Raw genomic sequence first — 16,554 nt, 5'->3', positions numbered from 1 at the left:
CGGACGCGATGCGTCCGCCGGGCCCCGGCCGTGGTCGTGGTAGGTACGGGCCCCCGCGTCCACGGGCCCGCCGTCAGGCCGCCCAACCGTCGAACTGCCGCCTGCCCAGGGTCCCGGCGATCTCCTCCGGGCCGGCGTCGCGCAGCGACTCGGCGATCTCCATGACGTACCGCCCGTACCCGGACTTCCCGAGGAACTTCCCCATCCGGTAGGCCTGCTCCGCGTCGATGTAGCCCATGCGCAGGGCGACCTCCTCGATGCAGGCGATGCGCAGGCCCTGGCGGTGTTCCAGGGTCTGGATGTACTGGCCGGCGTCGAGGAGCGAGTCGTGGGTGCCGGTGTCGAGCCAGGTGAAGCCCCGGCCGAGGTCCACCAGGTTGGCCTTGCCGCGGGCCAGGTAGTCCAGGTTGATGTCGGTGATCTCCAGCTCGCCGCGGGGTGAGGGGCGCAGGCCGCGGGCGATGGAGACGACGTCGTTGTCGTAGAAGTACAGGCCGGTGATGGCACGGTTGGAGCGGGGCTTCGCCGGCTTCTCCTCCAGGGAGATCAGGCGCCCCTGCTCGTCGGCCTCGCCGACGCCGTACCGCTCGGGGTCCCGTACCGGGTATCCGAAGAGGAGCGCGCCGTCGGTGTGCGGCATGTGGTCCTGGAGCAGCAGCGAGAACCCGGGGCCGTGGAAGATGTTGTCGCCGAGGACCAGCGCGACGGAGTCGTCACCGATGTGGTCCTCCCCGATGGTGAAGGCCTCCGCGAGCCCGCGCGGATGCTGCTGTTCGGCGTACGAGAGCTTGATGCCGAGGGCGCTCCCGTCGCCGAGCACCTCACGGAACTGGGGCAGGTCACGGGGCGACGAGATGATGAGGATGTCGCGGATCCCAGCCAGCATCAGGACCGACAACGGGTAGTAGATCATCGGCTTGTCGTAGACGGGCAGCAGCTGCTTGGACACCCCCAGGGTGATGGGGTAGAGCCGGGTGCCGCTGCCTCCGGCCAGAATGATTCCCTTCACTGATGGTCACCTCGCGTCGTCGTGGGGCCATGGCCGTCACGAGCCCATGGCCGTTCGAGGCTGCGCGGCAACGGTCGAGCGCGAGTCGAGACGTACCAGGACCGTTGTCCAGGTGGGCCGGGACGATCCTCCAGTGGTCCTCCGTCGAGCGGACTTCCAGCGGAGCTGGATGCGGCGGGGTCAGGGTTGGCCGCATTGCCACCCGCCTGGCGCGACGCCACCGACAAACAAGGAAGTGGTACGCATGCCGAGCCCGACGTCGGACTCCGATCTGCTGTTCAGGGCGGAGGAGTTGGCCTCCGTGGCGGTTCACTACGCGGACCGGGCCGACTCCGATCGCATGCTGTCGCGGACGGTGACCGACGGGATCGTCGACGCGGGTTTCGCCCGACGGTTCGTCCCCGCCCGCTGGGGCGGCGACGCCGGGTCGGCCTCCGGTCTGCTCGACGCGCTCGACGTCCTCGCCCAGGGGTGTACTTCCACCGCCTGGTGCGCCTCGGTCATCGCGGGTGCCGGGCGGATGGGGGCCTTCCTCCCCGAGGCCGGACAGGAAGAGCTGTGGGCGAGGGGCGCGAACACGCCCGTCGTGGGTGCGCTGATGCCGCGCGGCAGCGCCACCGCGGTCAACGGCGGCTGGCGGGTGACCGGCGAGTGGGACTTCACCAGCGCGGTCGGGTTCTCCGAGTGGGCCCTGGTGTGCGCGCTCGTGCCGCAGGACGGCGAACGCCAGGCACCGTGGTTCTTCGCCCTCCCCCGCCAGGACTACCAGGTCGCCGACACCTGGGCGTCCGTCGGGATGCGCGGCACCGGCAGCAACACGTTGCTCGCCGACAACGTTTTCGTCCCCTCGCACCGCGGGTTCGCCCGGCAGGACATGATCGAGGGGCGCAGCGTCGGTTCCGACGCCCGCTGTCACACTGCTCCGCTGCGCCTGCTCAGCGGGGTGCTGTTCGGGGCGCCGGCGCTCGGCGCGGCCCGGGCCGCGCTGCGCCTGTGGGCGGAGGGCTCGGGTGCCGGGACGGCCGGTGAGGACCGCGGGCTGCGGTTGTCGCTCGCCCGCTCGGTGATCGCCGTCGACGGGGCGGCGCTGCTGCTGGCGCGGGCCGCCCGGATCGCGGACGCACCGCGGGCGTCGGAGCTGGAGCTGGTGCGCAGCCCGGCCGACTGCGCGTTCGCGGTGGAGCAACTCGTCGACGTCGTGGAGCGGCTGCTGCGTTCCGCGGGCAGTGCGGCGCAGCTCGCCGGGCATCCGTTGCAGCGGATCTGGCGCGACGTGCACAGCCTGTCCAGCCACGTGGCGCTGGAATTCGATCCGGTCGGCGATGCCTACGGGTCACGGCTCGTGGATCCCGTCGACGGGCTCTGCTCCTCGTGACCCGCACTACAGATCAATTCGACGTGGGAGAACAGACATGAGCGGGGAAGACCGGCGTACCGTCACGGTGATCGGCGCGGGCACCATCGGACTGGGCTGGATCGCCCTGTTCCTGGGCCACGGGCTGAACGTACGGGTCAACAGTCGGCGCGAGGACGCGCCGCGGATCGTGGCCGAGGGGCTGGAGCTCTTCGCGCCGTACCTGCCCGACGGCTGCGCGGATCCGGCGGGCTTCGCGGAGCGCCTCAGCTTCGAGCCGGACCTGGAACGGGCGGTGGCGGACGCCGACGTCGTCGTGGAGAACGCTCCGGAGAACCTGGAGCTGAAGCAGGAGCTGTACGAGCGGATCGGCAGGGCCGCCCCGGCGGGGGCGCTGTTGTTGTCGTCCACCTCCACCTTGAACCCCGACGACATGGGCGCGCGGATGGCCGACTCGGCGCGGCTGGTCGTGGGTCACCCCTTCAACCCGCCGCACGTGGTGCCGTTGGTGGAGGTCGTGGCCGGGGAGCGGACCTCGGCCGCGGCCGTCGAGGAGGCGGTCGCGTTCTTCGAGTCGGTCGGCCGGGTGCCGGTCGTGCTGCACAAGCCGCTGATGGCGTTCGCGGCGAACCGCTTGCAGTCGGCGCTGCTGCGCGAGGCCGTCCACCTGGTGCGCGAGGGCGTCGTCACGTTGGAGGAACTCGACCGTGTGGTCACGCACTCGATCGGGCTGCGCTGGGCGACGGTCGGCCCGTTCCTCGCCTTCCACCTGGGCGGCGGCCAGGGCGGTCTGCGCAAGTGGCTGGGCACGCTCGGTTCCGGTCTGGAGCGCGGCTGGGAGCAGCTCGGCCGGCCGTCGATGGACCCCGAGACCGTGGAGTCGCTGATCGAGCAGGCGGAGAAGGCGTACGGGGCGAAGACGTACGAGGAGCACGTGCGCGAGCGCGACGCGAAGCAGACCGCGATCCTGCGTTCCCTCGCCGAGGTGTCGGAGCGGAAGTGAGGTGCCGGCGCCGTCGGGCGCCGGTGTGACGGGACGAGTCCCGGTTCGGCCCGCGGGCCGTACCGGGACTCTCGCGTTCGCGGGTGCGCGCGGTCAGGCGCCGCTACTCGTGGCGACCTGCTCGCGCTGTTCGGTGCGGTCCTGTGCGGGGACCCGGGGCGGGGTGGACTTGTGCGGCAGGGGGCTGAGCAGGCGCGCCTGGAGCTGCTTGAGCTCCAGCGAGGGCTCCAGGCCGAGTTCGTCGGCGAGCAGCCGGCGTACGTTCTGGTAGGCCTGGAGGGCCTCCGCGCGGCGGCCCGCGGCGCCGAGGGCGCCGATCAGCTGGCCGTGGAACCATTCGTTGAGCGGGTAGTCGTTGATGAGCTTGCGGAGCTCCGGTATGGATTCGCGGTGCCAGCCGAGCCGCTCCTCGCACTCGATGCGGATCTCGAACGCCCGGATGCGCAGTTCTTCCAGGTGCACGATGTGGCCCGTGAGCATGTCGCCCGCGGGGAAGTTCGACAGGGCCGGGCCGCGCCACAGGTCGAGGGCCTCGCGGACGGTCCGCAGGGCGCCGAGTGCGTCGCCGTCGCTCAATTCCATACGGGACTGGGCGACGAGCTTCTCGAATATCCGGATGTCGATCTCGGAATCCTCGACCTGGATCGCGTATCCGGGTGCGCTGGTGACGATCAGGGACCGGCCGGCGGGTGCCAGCGACTCGTTCGCGAACATCCTGCGTGCGTGGTAGACGTACGTCTGGAGCGTCGTGACCGCGCTGCGCGGCGGGCTTTCGCCCCAGAGTTCTTGGATGAGGGCGTCGGCCGTGACGATCTCGTTGGGCCGTGTGAGCAGCAGTGCGAGCGTCTGACAGACCTTCGGGGTGCCCGGGCGGTAGATCCTGCCGTCGTCCGCGACGATCTCGAAGGGTCCAATGAGATTGAAACGCATGGAATGTAACTCCTCGTCAGCAAGACAACGGCAATTTCAGAGCGGTCGTCGACGGAGTCGGGAAAGCAATGGGCCGTCCGCCTGCAATTATAAAAAGTCTCTTGTAGGACGAATATGCGCGTCAACCGGACACATGTCAGAATGCCGTCAATTTGCGTCACGACCCGGCGCCCTGAGCACAGTTTTCTTTTCCTTGTGTCAGAACCGAAAAAAATGCGGCCGCCCCGCCGGATTCCTCCGGCGGGGCGGCCGCGGTCGGTGACCGGTCTCCGACCGGTCCGCCACTACTCTCCGAGCAGGTATCGGATGTGCTTCACCAGCTCGCCGATGTCGGGCGTGCGCAACAGGCTGTAGTGGTCGGCGTCGAGGTCGATGACCGTCGGCGGCGTGGCCGAGTAGCCGCTGCTGTTCTCGATGAACGAGTAGTCGTCACCCCGGGCCTTGAAGATGGTCACCGGCGCGGTGAGGGTGCGCTCGGCCAGCTCGTGGAACGAGTACTCGAACTCGTACGTCTGGCCCACGACGTCGATGATGCGCTTCGCGAGGTCGACGTCGATGCCCTTGAGCTCGCCGATGAACTCGGCGAAGGACTGCTCGTCCTTGCCGACCTCCAGGCACTTCTCCAGGTCCGGGCCGCTGATGCTGCCGGTGAACACGGAGAACAGGATCGTCGTGTACGCCTTGTTCGCGTACGAGGCCTCACGGCCGTACTGGGCGCCGTTCTCGGCGCGCACCGCCGGCGATCCCGGGGCGATCAGGAAGAGGTTCTCGACCGTCTCGCCCGCCTGCTCCAGCTGGTAGGCGGTCTCGAAGGCGACCCGGGCACCGAAGGAGTAGCCCCACAGGGTGTAGGGGCCGCTCGGCTGGAGCTCCTTGATGGCCGCGATGTCGGCCGCGGCCATCTCGCCGATGCTCGCGTACGGGCTCTCGCCCTCGTTGATCCCGTGTGCCTGGATGCCGTAGAACGAGCGGCCCAGGCCGATCTCGCCCGCCAGGGTGCGCAGGTTCATCGGGTAGCCGCCCAGGCCCGGCCAGCACAGCACCGGCCGGCCGGTGCCCTCCTGGTGCAGTCGCACCAGGCGGGAGGACTCCTGCGCGACCTCGCGCTCCAGGCGCCGGGCGAGCTTCTCGACCGTCGGGGACTCCAGGACGCTCTGCAGCGGCAGGGAGACGCCCAGGCGCGAGTTGAGCTCGCGGATCAGGCCGACGGCGATCAGCGAGTTGCCGCCCGACTCGAAGAAGTCGTCCTGGACCGAGACGCTCTCGCGGCGCAGGGACTTCGCCCAGACCTCCGCGATCTCCTTCTCGGTCTCGGTGCGCGGGGCGACGAAGGGACGCTCCACGAGCTCGGCGTTGACCTGGTCGGAGGCGGCCAGCGCCTTCCCGTCGATCTTGCCGTTGGCCGACAGCGGCAGCCGGTCGAAGACCACGACCCGGTTCGGGATCATGTAGTCCGGCAGGAAGCTGACGAGGTCGTCACGGATCATCTCCGCCGGACCGCGCATGTGGACGGTGTCCTCGCGCATGCCCTCGTGGCCGAGCTGCTCGTCGCTGACGCGACCGCCGACGAAGAAGTACGACGGGCCGCTCGGCACGCCGCGCTCCGTCAGGACGGTGTCCATCCGGCGCGCCGCGGGCAGCGGGTTGCCGGTCTTGGAGCTGTAGCCGGAGGACATGAAGCCCAGGCCGAGCCCGTTCATCATCAGGTGCTGGAGCTTCTTGCCGAGGGTGACGTAGTGCATCCACGCCTCGGGCGCCCGGCTGACGACCGTGATGCCGAAGCTCGCGGCCTCGTACACCGACTGGTTGATCGCGATGACGTGCTTCTTGAGGACGACGTCGTCCGAGAAGCGGGTGAGCGCGCCGTCGGCGTAGCGGTACTGGCCGGCGGGCAGGCCCGCGACCTTGGCGCCGTGCGTCTGGAGGTAGACCTCGGCGTGGTCCTCGCGCTGCCCGGCGTGCGGGACCAGCTCGAAGGTGCCCAGGTAGAAGTCCTCCTCCGGCACGTCGAGGCGCTCGCGGACGGCGGGCTCGTAGCCCAGGTCCCGGATGTCGAGGCCGTACGCGGGCAGCACCTGCTCGAACAGGCCGACGATGTGCCCGGTCTCGATCTCCAGGACTTCCTGGATGTTGTTCTTGTAGACCGGCTCGATGCCGCCCTTCTTGCCCATGAAGTGGACGTGGGCGGTGGGCCGGCCGGTCGGGGTCTTCTCGCTGATGAGGACCAGCTGGTGACGCACCGGCTGGTAGTAGTAGTAACCGGGCTTCAGCCCGGCGACGCCCTCCAGCTCGAAGTACATCTGCGTCGCGTACAGCGCGCCCGGGGAGGCGTAGCCGTACTTGGGGAGCAGCCGCTCCTCGCTGACGTACTGGCCGAACCAGCGCAGGATCTGGCCCAGTTCGGCGGGCGCCAGGTCGGCGGCCTTGCGCGAGTAGGCCGAGGCGACCTGCGCGCCGAGCAGTTCCAGCAGGGTGGCCTCGGTGACCGGGCCGCCCTCGAAGAAGCGGTACGTCTTGCGGGCGAACACCCGGCCGCGCTGCTCCGGGGTCGCCTGGGCGCCGGGCAGGTCGTACGTGGCGCGTCCGGCCAGCTCCGAGTCGTCGCGCAGGCCCGGGTTGGACAGCTGTGCCTTGACCTGGAGCTTGCTCTTCTTCGAGGCGTGGTGGGAGCCGTGGTTGCCCTGGTCCATCAGGGCGGCTTCCTTCTCGCTCAGCTCGACGCAGGCGATCAGGTTCTGGAAGCCGGTACGGCCGTCGTTCTTGACGATGACGGCGGCGTTGCGGACCCAGTCGTGGTTCTCGATCGCCAGGGAGATCTCGTCCAGCTCGACGCGGTAGCCGCGCAGCTTGACCTGGTTGTCGGCGCGGCCGGCGAACTGCACGGTGCCGTCCGGGTTCCACTGGCCCAGGTCGCCCGTCTTGTACAGGCGCACGGGCGGGGCGCCCTCTGTGAGCTCGACCTCCAGGAAGCGCTCGGCGGTCAGGTCGGGGCGGTGCAGGTAGCCGCGCGCCAGCTGGACGCCGGATATGTACAGCTCGCCGATCTCGCCGACGCCGATGGGCGACAGGTCCTTGTCGAGGATGTGGTACCCGGTGCCGTTGACGGGGCTGCCGATGGAGATGGACTGCGGTCCCTCGTCCAGGGCGGCCGGGTCGACGGTGTACGAGGACGAGTTGATGGTGCACTCGGTCGGCCCGTACAGGTTGATCAGGGCGCGGCCCGGCATCTCCTGCGTGGCCTGGGTCGCCAGGATGCGGGAGAGGGCCTCGCCGCCGCTGAAGATCTGCTGCAGCGAGGTGCAGGTGGGGAACTTCTCGGTGTCGATGAGGCCCTGGAGCAGCGTCGGAACGCACTGGAGGGAGGTCACGCCGTGCTTGACGATGGTCTCGATGAGGCCCTCGGGGTCGGCGTAGACGCCGGGGGCGCCCATGACGACGGTGGTGCCGTTGGCCGGGGAGAGGATCTCCCACTGCGCGGCGTCGAAGCTCATCGGGGTCTTCTGCAGGACGACCTTGGAGCGGTCGATGCCGTGCGCCTCGCGGAGCCAGCCGAGCTGGCTGACGATCGAGTCGTGCTCGATCATCACGCCCTTGGGCTTGCCGGTGCTGCCGGAGGTGTAGATGACGTAGGCCAGGCTGTCCGGGCGCGCGCCCGTCGCCGCGGCCGTCGGGAGCCCGTCGGGCACGACGAACGCCTCGGACTCGCGCAGCGTGATGACGGTGACGTCCTTCGGAGCCAGCTCGCGGAGCCGGGACACCAGGCGCTGCTGGACCAGGATGATCTTCGCCTGGCTGTTCTCGATCATGTAGCGCAGCCGGTCCTCCGGGTACTCCGGGGACAGCGGCAGGTAGGCGCCGCCGGCGGACAGGATGCCCCAGGCGCCGATCATCAGGTCGAGCGAGGGCTCGACGAAGAGGCCGACGCAGTCGTCCGCCGAGACGCCGAGGTGTCTGAGGTAATCGGCCAGTCCTGAGCTCCTGGCGGCCAGTTCCCGGTAGGTGAGCTTGTCGTCACGGTAGATGACGGCGGTCGCGTCCGGGTGCTCGGCGACCCGCTCTGCGAGCAGGCCCGGCAACGTCTTGGTCCCGCGAAGGGTGGGCTCGAGCACGCTGGTCTCCTGAAGAGTCATTTCCCGCTTCCTTACTTTCCGTTGTGGAACAGCGGGCGTGCTCGGACGCCCGCGCCCACCGGGCTCCGGCGTTGCGGCGGGCCCGGTGGTGCGACGGCTCACCGTTCGTGGGGGGACCTCCGCGCGAGGCGGACGCCGCGGTGCGGTGAACCGTCAGAAGCCGAGGTGGCGACTCGGCGAGGAGAAACCGAAGAGCGGGGGCGCCGGGCCGTGGCCGCGGCGCCCGGTGGGAGCGGATCGGCAGGCGGGTGCGCCTGTTTTCCCGTACGGACGGACGGGCCCCCGTCGGCCCGCCCGTCCGGGCGGTCACCGGCCTTGCAGCAGCCGGGTCACCGATCCGTTCTCGAACACCTCACGGGACGCGCTCGCGATGAGCGGGGCGATCGACAGGACGGTGACCTTGTCCAGTCCGAGGGCCCCGGGCACCGGGAGGGTGTCCGTGAAGACGAACTCGCTGACGCGCGAGTTCTTCAGCCGGTCCGCGGCGGGCCCGGAGAGCACGCCGTGGGTGGCCGCCACGATGACGTCCCGCGCGCCCTGCGCGAACAGGGCGTCGGCCGCGGCACAGATCGTGCCGCCGGTGTCGATCATGTCGTCGACCAGGACGCAGACCCGGTCGCGGACGTCGCCGACGACCTCGTGGGCCGTGACCTGGTGGGCCACGTCCTTGTCGCGCCGCTTGTGGACGATGGCCAGCGGCGCCCCCAGCCGGTCGCACCAGCCGTCCGCCACGCGCACGCGGCCGGCGTCGGGCGAGACCACCGTGAGGGACTCGCGGTCCACCTTGGCGCCTATGTAGTCCGCGAGGACCGGCATGGCGAAGAGGTGGTCGACGGGGCCGTCGAAGAAGCCCTGGATCTGGTCCGCGTGCAGGTCGACCGTGAGGATCCGGTCCGCGCCGGCGGTCTTGAGCAGGTCCGCCACCAGGCGGGCCGAGATGGGCTCCCGGCCGCTGTGCTTGCGGTCCTGCCGCGCGTATCCGTAGAACGGCAGGATCACCGTGATGCTCCGCGCGGAGGCCCGCTTCAGCGCGTCGATCATGATGAGCTGTTCCATGATCGACTTGTTGATGGGGGCCGTGTGGCTCTGGACCACGAAGCAGTCGGCGCCGCGCACGGAGGCGTGGTAGCGGATGTAGATCTCGCCGTTGGCGAAGTCGATCGCCTTCGTCGGGACGAGCGTCGTACCGAGCTCGGCCGAGATGGCCTCGGCGAGCCCGGGGTGCGCCCGCCCCGAGAAGAGCAGCATCTGCCCGGAGTCGCTCACGCCGCGCCGGCCGCGGCGTGCGTCGGGTAGTCGGTGTAGCCGGTGTGGTCGCCGCCGTACCACTTGGTCGTGTCGTCCTGGGCCAGCGGGGCGTCGGTGCGCAGGCGCTCGACCAGGTCCGGGTTGGCGATGAAAGCCGAGCCGAAGGCGATGGCGCAGCCGACGCCGGTCTCCAGCGCCTCGGTGGCGATGGCCTTGGAGACCGCGACGCCGTTCTCCGGGTGCGGGCACAGGATGATCGTGCCGGTCCACTGGGCGCGCAGGGCCGCGGTGTGGTCGCGGTCGCCGCCCTCCAGGAGGTGGATGAAGGCGATGGGCGGCAGGGCCGCGACGAGCGCCTCGTAGATGGCCCGGGTGTCGCCCTCGACGATGTCGTTGTACGGGTTGGCCGGCGAGATGCGCACGCCGACGCGGTCGGCGCCGATGCGCTCGGAGACCGCCTCGATCACCTCGATCGCGAAGCGGACGCGGTTCTCGATCGGGCCGCCGTACTGGTCGGTGCGCCGGTTCGAGTTCTCCGCCAGGAACTGGTGGAGCAGGAATCCGTTGCCCGCGTGGACCTCGACCCCGTCGAAGCCGGCCTCGATCGCGTTCTGCGCGGCGTCGGCGAACTCCTTGACGACCTCGGCGATCTCCTCGACCGTCAGCGCGCGCGGCTCCGGGTAGTCCAGCGGGCCCGCGGGACCGTAGGCCTGGCCGGCCGCGGTGACCGCGGACGGGGCGACGGACCGGTGGCCGCTCGGGTACAGGTCCGGGTGGCCGATGCGGCCCGCGTGCATGAGCTGCGCGACGATCTTGCCGCCGGCCGCGTGCACCGCCTCGGTGACGGGCTTCCAGGACTCGACCTGGGCCTCGGAGTGCAGGCCCGGGCTGTTGCCGAAGCCCTGACCGACGACGCTGGGCTGGACGCCCTCGCTGATGATGAGGCCGGCGCCGGCCCGCTGGCCGTAGTAGGTGGCCATCAGGTCGGTGGCCAGGCCTTCGGCGGTGGCGCGGTTGCGGGACATGGGTGCCATGACCACTCGGTTGCTCAGGGCCAGCTTCCCCAGAGTGACCGGCTCGAACAGCTTCTCGGACATGTGACTCTCCAGATTCGGGTCAACGCGTGGTACGGAGTGGAGCGGGAACGCCGGAGGGCGCGGCGGATCAGCCGCCCGCGCGCTCGGCGAGGTGGCGGGAGTGCGCGACGGCGAGGCGACCCGCCGCTTCGGCGCAGGTGGCGAGGACGGCCATGTTGGCGCGGGCGGACCGGCCGTCGGTGGCGGCGTCGACGGCGCGCATCAGGTACTTGGTGATGCCCTGGCCGGAGACCCCGTCGCGGGTGGCCTCGGCGACGGCGGCCCGGATGGCCGTGTCGACCTCGCCCGAGTCGATGGCGTCCTCCTCACGGACCGGGGTCGTGATGAGGAAGGAGCTGTTGTTGCCGAGCGCCCAGTGGGCCTCGATGGCGCGGGCGATCTGCTCCTCGTCGTCCAGGCGGTGGGGCGCCCGGTGGCCGCTCGTTCGGCAGTAGAAGGCGGGGAAGTCGTCCGAGCGGTAGGCGACGACGGGGACGCACTGCGTCTCCAGGTACTCCAGCGTCAGGCCGAGGTCGAGGATCATCTTCGCGCCCGCGCAGACGACGGCGACCTTGGAGCGGGTGAACTGGATGAGGTCCGACGAGACGTCCCAGGTCTCCTGGGCGCCCCGGTGCACACCGCCGATGCCGGCGGACGAGAAGAAGGGGATCCCCGCGAGCTCGGCCGCCACGACGGAGGTCGCCACCGTGGTGGCGCCCAGTCCGCCCTGCGCGAGGACGACGGGCATGTCCCGGCTGGACACCTTGGGGATGCCCGGCAGGGAGGCGAACCGCTCGACGTCGGACTCCGACATGCCGACCCGGATCTCGCCGGCCTCGATGCAGATCGTCGCCGGCACGGCGCCACCGGCCCGTACGGCGTCCTCCACCTTGCGGGCGGTGGCCGCGTTGTCCGGGTAGGGCAGGCCGTGCGTGATGACGTTGCTTTCGAGGGCGACGACGGCCCGGCCTTCGTGGAGGGCCTCGCGGACCTCCTCGGTGTAGACGACGGGGATGCCGCTGCTTGCGCTCATCGGGGCTCTCTCAACTCTCGTTCCAGTAGCCGGGCGCCTTGAGGAGCAGATCCCGGCGGGCCGCAATCTCGTCGAGGACCTGGGTTTCCCAGTCCTCCGGTGTGACCGGCTCCAGGGAGATCGAGACGGTGTCCTCGCCGGTGGCGAAGGTCCGCGTCACGGCGGCGGTGACCGCCTCGTCGATCTCCCTGAGCTGCTCGGCCGTGAAGTTCCTCGGGTAGTGCCTGACGTGGATGTGGGGCACGGACTCGGTCCTCTCACGGGTCGTCGTGGGTGGGAGGCACACCGCGGACGGGGGAGGCCGCGGTGTGCCGACCACCACTCCGCGTCCGGCCCGGGGGCAGGCCGGCGTGGAGCTCGGGGGCGGGAAGCAGGCCGGTCAGGCCTGTACGGATTCCCGCGTGTTGGTCGGGGTGGGCTCGGTGTCCGGCTCGGACTTCGGCTCCGGCTTGTTCCTGCCGCCCCGGGGCTGGGCCAGGATGACGGCCGCGACCACGGTCAGGGCGCCGGCGATCTGGAGCGGCGACAGCGCCTGGTCGAGGACGAAGTAGCCGAGCAGGGTGGCCGCCAGGGGCGAGGCGAAGCTCAGGAACGAGACGGCCAGGGCGGGGAGCCGCTGCACGCCGCGGAACCAGATGGCGTAGGCGAACAGGGCCCCGATGATGCCGAGGTAGGCGAAGCCCCAGAGGTTCTCGGCGGTGATCTCGTCGGGCAGTCCCTCGCCGATCAGGGCGATCGGGAGCAGGACCAGACCGCCGACGGTCAGCTGCCAGCCCGTGAAGGGCAGCAGGCCGACGCCCTCGGGGCGGCCCCAGCGCTTGGTGAGCACGATGCCGGAGGCCATGCTGACGGCGCCCAGCAGGCCCGCCACGACACCCGTCGTGTTGAGGCCGGCGTTCGGCTGGAGGACGAGCAGGGCCACGCCGGCCGCGCCGAGCGCACAGGCGGCCACGTGGACCGGCTTGATCTTGTCCTTCAACAGGAGCGCGCCCAGCAGCAGCACCAGCATCGGCTGGATGGACATCACCAGGGCCGCGACGCCGCCGGGCAGGTTGTAGGCCGCCACGAAGAGGAGGTAGAAGAAGGCGCCGATGTTCAGGACGCCCAGGACCAGGGCCCGCCACCACCAGATGCCGCGCGGCAGGGTCCGTCCGATCAGCACCAGGATCAGGCCGGCGGGCAGGGCCCGCAGCAGCGATGCCAGCAGCGGCCGGTCGGCCGGCAGGAACTCGGTGGTGACCAGGTAGGTCGAACCCCAGATCGCCGGCGCCAGCGCGGTGAGCGCGGAGTCCGTCAGCGTGCGGCTGGTCCTCATCGGACCACGGCCGAGTCGGTCGTGCCGAAGTAGCGGTCGCCGAAGTCGCCGATGCCCGGGATCATGAACGCGTTCTCGTTCAGGCGCTGTTCGACCGAGGAGGTGACGATCTTGACGGCCGGGTGCACGCGGTGCACGGCCTCGATCCCCTCGGGCGCGGCGATGAAGTTCACGAAGACGATGTTCTCCTCGCGCACTCCCGCCTCCAGCAGCACCTCGATGGCCGCGTTGGCGCTGCCGCCGGTGGCGAGCATCGGCTCCAGGAGCAGGATGTGCCGCTCGGCGATGTCGTCCGGCAGGTTCTTGTAGAAGAGGTGCGGGAGCTTGGTGGTCTTGTCCCGCTGGATGAGGATCTTGCCGACGCGGACGTCGGGCACGACGGTGCGCAGCTCGTCCAGCATGGAGTCGCCGGCCCGGATCACGGGCACCGCGCACAGCTTCGCGGCGAACTTCAGTCCGTCGTAGGTCTCGCCGACCGGCGTGGTGGCCTCGTGCTTGTCGAACGGCAGCTGGTCGAGCGCCGATTCCAGGAGGAGGCGGATGATGCGCCGGGAGTAGAACACGAAGTCCGCGCGGGACGCACCGCGGTCGCGGATGATCGTGTGCATGGCCCGCAGCTGGTTGGTCTGCGGCAGCGGGTGGACGTTGTGGTGGCCGGTCGCCATGAGAACCTGCTTCTCGTCGGTCGGTGGAGACGGGCTGCGGCCCGGCCCCGGGGCCCCGCGAAGGGCCCCCGGGCCGCCACAGCCACGTGGTCGGGAGGTGCCGCCGGGATCAGGAAGCGATCTCGGCGAAGGCGCGGCGCGACTCGGCCACGAACTTCGCGACCTTGGCGCGGTCCTTGCGGCCGTCGGGGCCCTCCAGGAGGCTGTGGGCGTCGACGGCGGCGGGCTTGACGAAGCGGATCGCGTCGGCGACGTTCTCCGGGCTCAGACCGCCGGCCATCATCAGGGGCTTGGGCGAGCGGCGGACGAGCTCCGCGCTGACGTTCCAGTCGTGGGTGAGGCCGGTGGCGCCCTTGGCGCCGGTGGCCGGGTTGAAGGTGTCGGTGATGAACATGTCCACCCACTCGGCGACGTCGTCGACGAGCTGGAGCAGCTCCTCGGCGTTGTCCTCCTTCACGACCAGGCTCTTCAGCACGTACAGGTCGGGGCGGTTGGCCTTGAGCTTGCGCAGCTGCTCCGGCTCCACGTCACCGTGGAGCTGGACGGCCTTGACACCGAGCTGGGTCGTGAACGCGCTGATCTCGTCCGCGTCCGTCAGGTAGCTGATGAGGACGCCCTCCTGAGGGGCGGTGAGGCCGGCGATGATCTCCGTGGCCGCGGCCTCGGATATGTCGTCCTTGCCCGACGGGAGGCGGAGCGGGAAACCGAACCAGTCGACGCCCTCCTCGGCCAGCAGCTTGGCCTCTTCGGCGTCGATGATTCCGGCGACCTGCACCAGGTCCTTCACGTCACTCATGTGTGTTCCTTTTCGGGATGAATCATGCTGAATCAAGCGGGTACCGGCAGAACGAGTGGACGTGTCCCTGTGATGACGGATTTCGTTACACGTCACGGGATGCTCACGAAAAGCCTCGTAGGTACCGATCCACCGGTCAACGGGCTTTATGTCAGATCCACGTCAACCTTGTTCAGGTCCGGGTCAGGGCCCGTCAGGACCGGACCGCGGACGACGTTCCGGGCCAGTAGGCGTTCTTCCAGGAAGGACAGGACACGCAGGTGGTAGGAACGGGCGGCCCACCCCAGGCTGATGTTGTGGCCGGCGTCGGGCTGGCGGACCACCTCAGTGGACGCCATCGACAGCGGAGCGAGTAATTCCTCCACCGCGGCCGGATCGTGCCTCCACCATTGCTCCTGCTCGGCGAAGGTGAAGCGGACGGGAACCCGGATCCGGGCGGCGAGGCCGGGGTACGCCGCGGGCCACTCCAGGATCTCCCGGGCCTCCACCGCCGGTACGGGCCGCAGCAGTTCCTGCCCGAGCCGGAAGGCGTCGGGCGGGTAGAACCGCAGCGCCCCCCAGTGCCGGCGCCACTGCACGGGGCCGCCGGAGCCGGGCAGCGCGGCGCGATCCACGGCCAACCGCCGGGCGATCCCGGAGACGTCGACGCCGAGCAGCGGGCCGACGACCGGGCCCGTGGGCGACCGGTCCGGACCCGGCCCGCCCGCGCCGAGGGCGGCGGCGGTGGACAGGGCGAGGCGGCCGCCGTTGGAGTGGGCGACGAGAAGCAGGCCCGCGCCGATGTCGCGCGCGCGGGCGAAGCCCTCCAGGGCGGCGAGCAGGGTGGCGGTCTGTCCCGCCAGGTCCTGCCCCTCGGGCAGCACCGCGGCCGAGGCCCCGTACCCGGGCCGGTCCAGGGCGAGGACGGCGTGGCCGAGCGAGGCGCCGAGTTCCAGCAGGGAGAGACCGGGCCGGGCCCGGCTGTCGAAGTACCCCGCGCTCATCCCGGCGCCGTGCAGGGCGACGACCAGGGCCCGGGGCGCGTCCCCCGGGGGCAGGGCGAGCAGCCCGGACAACGGGATCCCGCCCCCGTCGAGGGTGACGGCCCGGATCCCGGGCGCACCGGGCGGCGGTGAGGGGGCCATGCGGAAACCTCCTGGCGGTACGGGCGGACGGGGTGGGAGCGGGTCAGCGGCCGCGGCGCGCGGACCGCCCGCGGGCGACGGCGAGCCCCCACCGGGCCCGGCGGCGCAGGAGCGTGGTCATCGTCGGCGCGCACGGCCGCGCCGCCGCGTGCGCGGATTCGCGTACGGGGTCCCGGGCCGGAACCCAGTAGCCGGCGATCTGCACGGCGTTCACCGGGTTCTCACAGCCGGGCTCCGGCGAACTCGGGCAGACGGTCGCCGGAGTCCCACACGACGTGGTAGGCGACGCGGTTCAGCCGCCAGCCGGAGTCGGTGCGCACGGCGGCGGCCACGCAGTGGCCCCCGACGTCGAAGTTCCGCGCGGAGCGGTCCCCGTCGTGGTGGACGTGGAAGGTGAGCTGCTGCACGCGCAGGGTGGCCCGGTCGGCGTCGAGGACGATGGAGTGGTTGGAGGCGAGGTGGTGCGAACGCGCCCAGCGCGCCCCCGCCTCCCGCTGGAAGGCGGTGAAGCCCCCGATCCCCTCGGACGTGCCGATCGGGAAGGTGAAGGTGACGTCCTCGGTGAACAGTTCGGCGAAGCGGGTGACGTCGGGCTCGGCCTCCCCGTACGTGTCGAGGGCGGTGACGTACCGGTCGAACAGGTCGCGCAGGTCGGCGCGGTCGCGCAGGATCCTCACCTGCTCGCGCAGGTCGGCGATGTCGTCGTGGGTCGAAGGCATGACCTCTCCAGAAGTGCGGAGTACATGGACGGGGGGCGCGACGGACCGTGGTCCGCCGCGCCCCCCGGCGGGGTGGGCGCCTAATAAGAACCGCGCGCTCCGCGTGTTAGGGGAGCCCAGTTCAGCCAGGCGGACCAAGAACCTTTGAGGGC

General features: G+C 70.7%; 15 protein-coding genes. 2 read left to right on the top strand and 13 right to left on the bottom strand.

Annotated elements, in window-relative coordinates:
- Positions 1–73: 73 nt before the first annotated feature.
- Positions 74–1,009: a glucose-1-phosphate thymidylyltransferase RfbA gene (gene rfbA / locus NOD94_RS34335; protein WP_281210118.1), complete on the bottom strand. Its 936-nt coding sequence runs from the start codon at positions 1,007–1,009 to the stop codon at positions 74–76.
- Positions 1,010–1,253: 244 nt separating this feature from the next.
- Here rfbA and NOD94_RS34330 point away from each other — a divergent pair, with 244 nt between their 5' ends.
- Both NOD94_RS34330 and NOD94_RS34325 read left to right on the top strand, forming a co-directional pair.
- Positions 1,254–2,384 (top strand): acyl-CoA dehydrogenase family protein, encoded by a 1,131-nt coding sequence (locus NOD94_RS34330; protein WP_281210117.1) that lies wholly within the window; start codon positions 1,254–1,256, stop codon positions 2,382–2,384.
- A gap of 37 nt (positions 2,385–2,421) precedes the next feature.
- On the top strand, positions 2,422–3,366 hold the full coding sequence (locus NOD94_RS34325) for a 3-hydroxyacyl-CoA dehydrogenase NAD-binding domain-containing protein (protein ID WP_281210116.1): 945 nt from the start codon (positions 2,422–2,424) through the stop codon (positions 3,364–3,366).
- Positions 3,367–3,459: 93 nt separating this feature from the next.
- Here the strand turns inward: NOD94_RS34325 and NOD94_RS34320 are convergent, their stop codons facing one another.
- The 12 genes from NOD94_RS34320 to NOD94_RS34265 form a co-directional block, all read right to left on the bottom strand.
- Positions 3,460–4,296: an AfsR/SARP family transcriptional regulator gene (locus NOD94_RS34320; RefSeq protein ID WP_281210115.1), complete on the bottom strand. Its 837-nt coding sequence runs from the start codon at positions 4,294–4,296 to the stop codon at positions 3,460–3,462.
- Positions 4,297–4,580: 284 nt separating this feature from the next.
- A complete protein-coding gene (locus tag NOD94_RS34315; RefSeq protein ID WP_281210114.1) occupies positions 4,581–8,426 on the bottom strand; it encodes an amino acid adenylation domain-containing protein in 3,846 nt (1,281 codons plus the stop codon).
- Between the two features lie 306 nt (positions 8,427–8,732).
- Positions 8,733–9,674 (bottom strand): ribose-phosphate diphosphokinase, encoded by a 942-nt coding sequence (locus tag NOD94_RS34310; RefSeq protein ID WP_281210119.1) that lies wholly within the window; start codon positions 9,672–9,674, stop codon positions 8,733–8,735.
- A gap of 14 nt (positions 9,675–9,688) precedes the next feature.
- Positions 9,689–10,771: an alkene reductase gene (locus tag NOD94_RS34305; RefSeq protein ID WP_281210113.1), complete on the bottom strand. Its 1,083-nt coding sequence runs from the start codon at positions 10,769–10,771 to the stop codon at positions 9,689–9,691.
- Between the two features lie 67 nt (positions 10,772–10,838).
- Complete coding sequence (locus NOD94_RS34300; protein ID WP_281210112.1) at positions 10,839–11,783, bottom strand: pseudouridine-5'-phosphate glycosidase; 945 nt, start codon at positions 11,781–11,783, stop codon at positions 10,839–10,841.
- Positions 11,784–11,793: 10 nt separating this feature from the next.
- The gene (locus NOD94_RS34295) at positions 11,794–12,027 is read right to left on the bottom strand and encodes a tautomerase family protein (protein WP_281210111.1); all 234 of its coding nucleotides are present in this window, start codon (positions 12,025–12,027) and stop codon (positions 11,794–11,796) included.
- 135 nt (positions 12,028–12,162) lie between these two features.
- On the bottom strand, positions 12,163–13,098 hold the full coding sequence (locus tag NOD94_RS34290) for an EamA family transporter (RefSeq protein WP_281210110.1): 936 nt from the start codon (positions 13,096–13,098) through the stop codon (positions 12,163–12,165).
- The gene (gene upp, locus NOD94_RS34285) at positions 13,095–13,763 is read right to left on the bottom strand and encodes a uracil phosphoribosyltransferase (protein WP_281210109.1); all 669 of its coding nucleotides are present in this window, start codon (positions 13,761–13,763) and stop codon (positions 13,095–13,097) included. Before upp ends, NOD94_RS34290 begins: the two co-directional genes overlap by 4 nt.
- A 109-nt stretch (positions 13,764–13,872) precedes the next feature.
- Complete coding sequence (locus NOD94_RS34280) at positions 13,873–14,559, bottom strand: phosphoribosylanthranilate isomerase (RefSeq protein ID WP_281210108.1); 687 nt, start codon at positions 14,557–14,559, stop codon at positions 13,873–13,875.
- 146 nt (positions 14,560–14,705) lie between these two features.
- Positions 14,706–15,683, bottom strand: coding sequence for an alpha/beta hydrolase (locus tag NOD94_RS34275; protein ID WP_281210107.1), 978 nt, complete (start codon positions 15,681–15,683; stop codon positions 14,706–14,708).
- A 43-nt stretch (positions 15,684–15,726) separates the two neighbouring features.
- Positions 15,727–15,897 (bottom strand): hypothetical protein, encoded by a 171-nt coding sequence (locus NOD94_RS34270; protein WP_281210106.1) that lies wholly within the window; start codon positions 15,895–15,897, stop codon positions 15,727–15,729.
- Positions 15,898–15,904: 7 nt separating this feature from the next.
- Positions 15,905–16,402 (bottom strand): nuclear transport factor 2 family protein, encoded by a 498-nt coding sequence (locus tag NOD94_RS34265; RefSeq protein ID WP_281210105.1) that lies wholly within the window; start codon positions 16,400–16,402, stop codon positions 15,905–15,907.
- Positions 16,403–16,554: the final 152 nt, after the last annotated feature.

Origin of the sequence: Streptomyces sp. Isolate_45, from assembly GCF_024721315.2 — a bacterium.
GTDB lineage: Bacteria > Actinomycetota > Actinomycetes > Streptomycetales > Streptomycetaceae > Streptomyces.
The sequence above is the reverse complement of the archived record's forward strand: the minus strand, read 5'-3'. Positions and strand labels throughout refer to the sequence as shown.

What these genes read in the sequence shown, in the direction of transcription:
- NOD94_RS34290 (WP_281210110.1), bottom strand. Translation starts at nt 13,098, where the DNA reads ATGAGGACCAGCCGCACGCTGACGGACTCCGCGCTCACCGCGCTGGCG.
- NOD94_RS34280 (WP_281210108.1), bottom strand. Translation starts at nt 14,559, where the DNA reads ATGAGTGACGTGAAGGACCTGGTGCAGGTCGCCGGAATCATCGACGCC.
- NOD94_RS34330 (WP_281210117.1), top strand. Translation starts at nt 1,254, where the DNA reads ATGCCGAGCCCGACGTCGGACTCCGATCTGCTGTTCAGGGCGGAGGAG.
- NOD94_RS34275 (WP_281210107.1), bottom strand. Translation starts at nt 15,683, where the DNA reads ATGGCCCCCTCACCGCCGCCCGGTGCGCCCGGGATCCGGGCCGTCACC.
- NOD94_RS34310 (WP_281210119.1), bottom strand. Translation starts at nt 9,674, where the DNA reads ATGCTGCTCTTCTCGGGGCGGGCGCACCCCGGGCTCGCCGAGGCCATC.
- NOD94_RS34300 (WP_281210112.1), bottom strand. Translation starts at nt 11,783, where the DNA reads ATGAGCGCAAGCAGCGGCATCCCCGTCGTCTACACCGAGGAGGTCCGC.
- NOD94_RS34265 (WP_281210105.1), bottom strand. Translation starts at nt 16,402, where the DNA reads ATGCCTTCGACCCACGACGACATCGCCGACCTGCGCGAGCAGGTGAGG.
- NOD94_RS34315 (WP_281210114.1), bottom strand. Translation starts at nt 8,426, where the DNA reads ATGACTCTTCAGGAGACCAGCGTGCTCGAGCCCACCCTTCGCGGGACC.
- NOD94_RS34320 (WP_281210115.1), bottom strand. Translation starts at nt 4,296, where the DNA reads ATGCGTTTCAATCTCATTGGACCCTTCGAGATCGTCGCGGACGACGGC.
- NOD94_RS34305 (WP_281210113.1), bottom strand. Translation starts at nt 10,771, where the DNA reads ATGTCCGAGAAGCTGTTCGAGCCGGTCACTCTGGGGAAGCTGGCCCTG.
- NOD94_RS34325 (WP_281210116.1), top strand. Translation starts at nt 2,422, where the DNA reads ATGAGCGGGGAAGACCGGCGTACCGTCACGGTGATCGGCGCGGGCACC.
- upp (WP_281210109.1), bottom strand. Translation starts at nt 13,763, where the DNA reads ATGGCGACCGGCCACCACAACGTCCACCCGCTGCCGCAGACCAACCAG.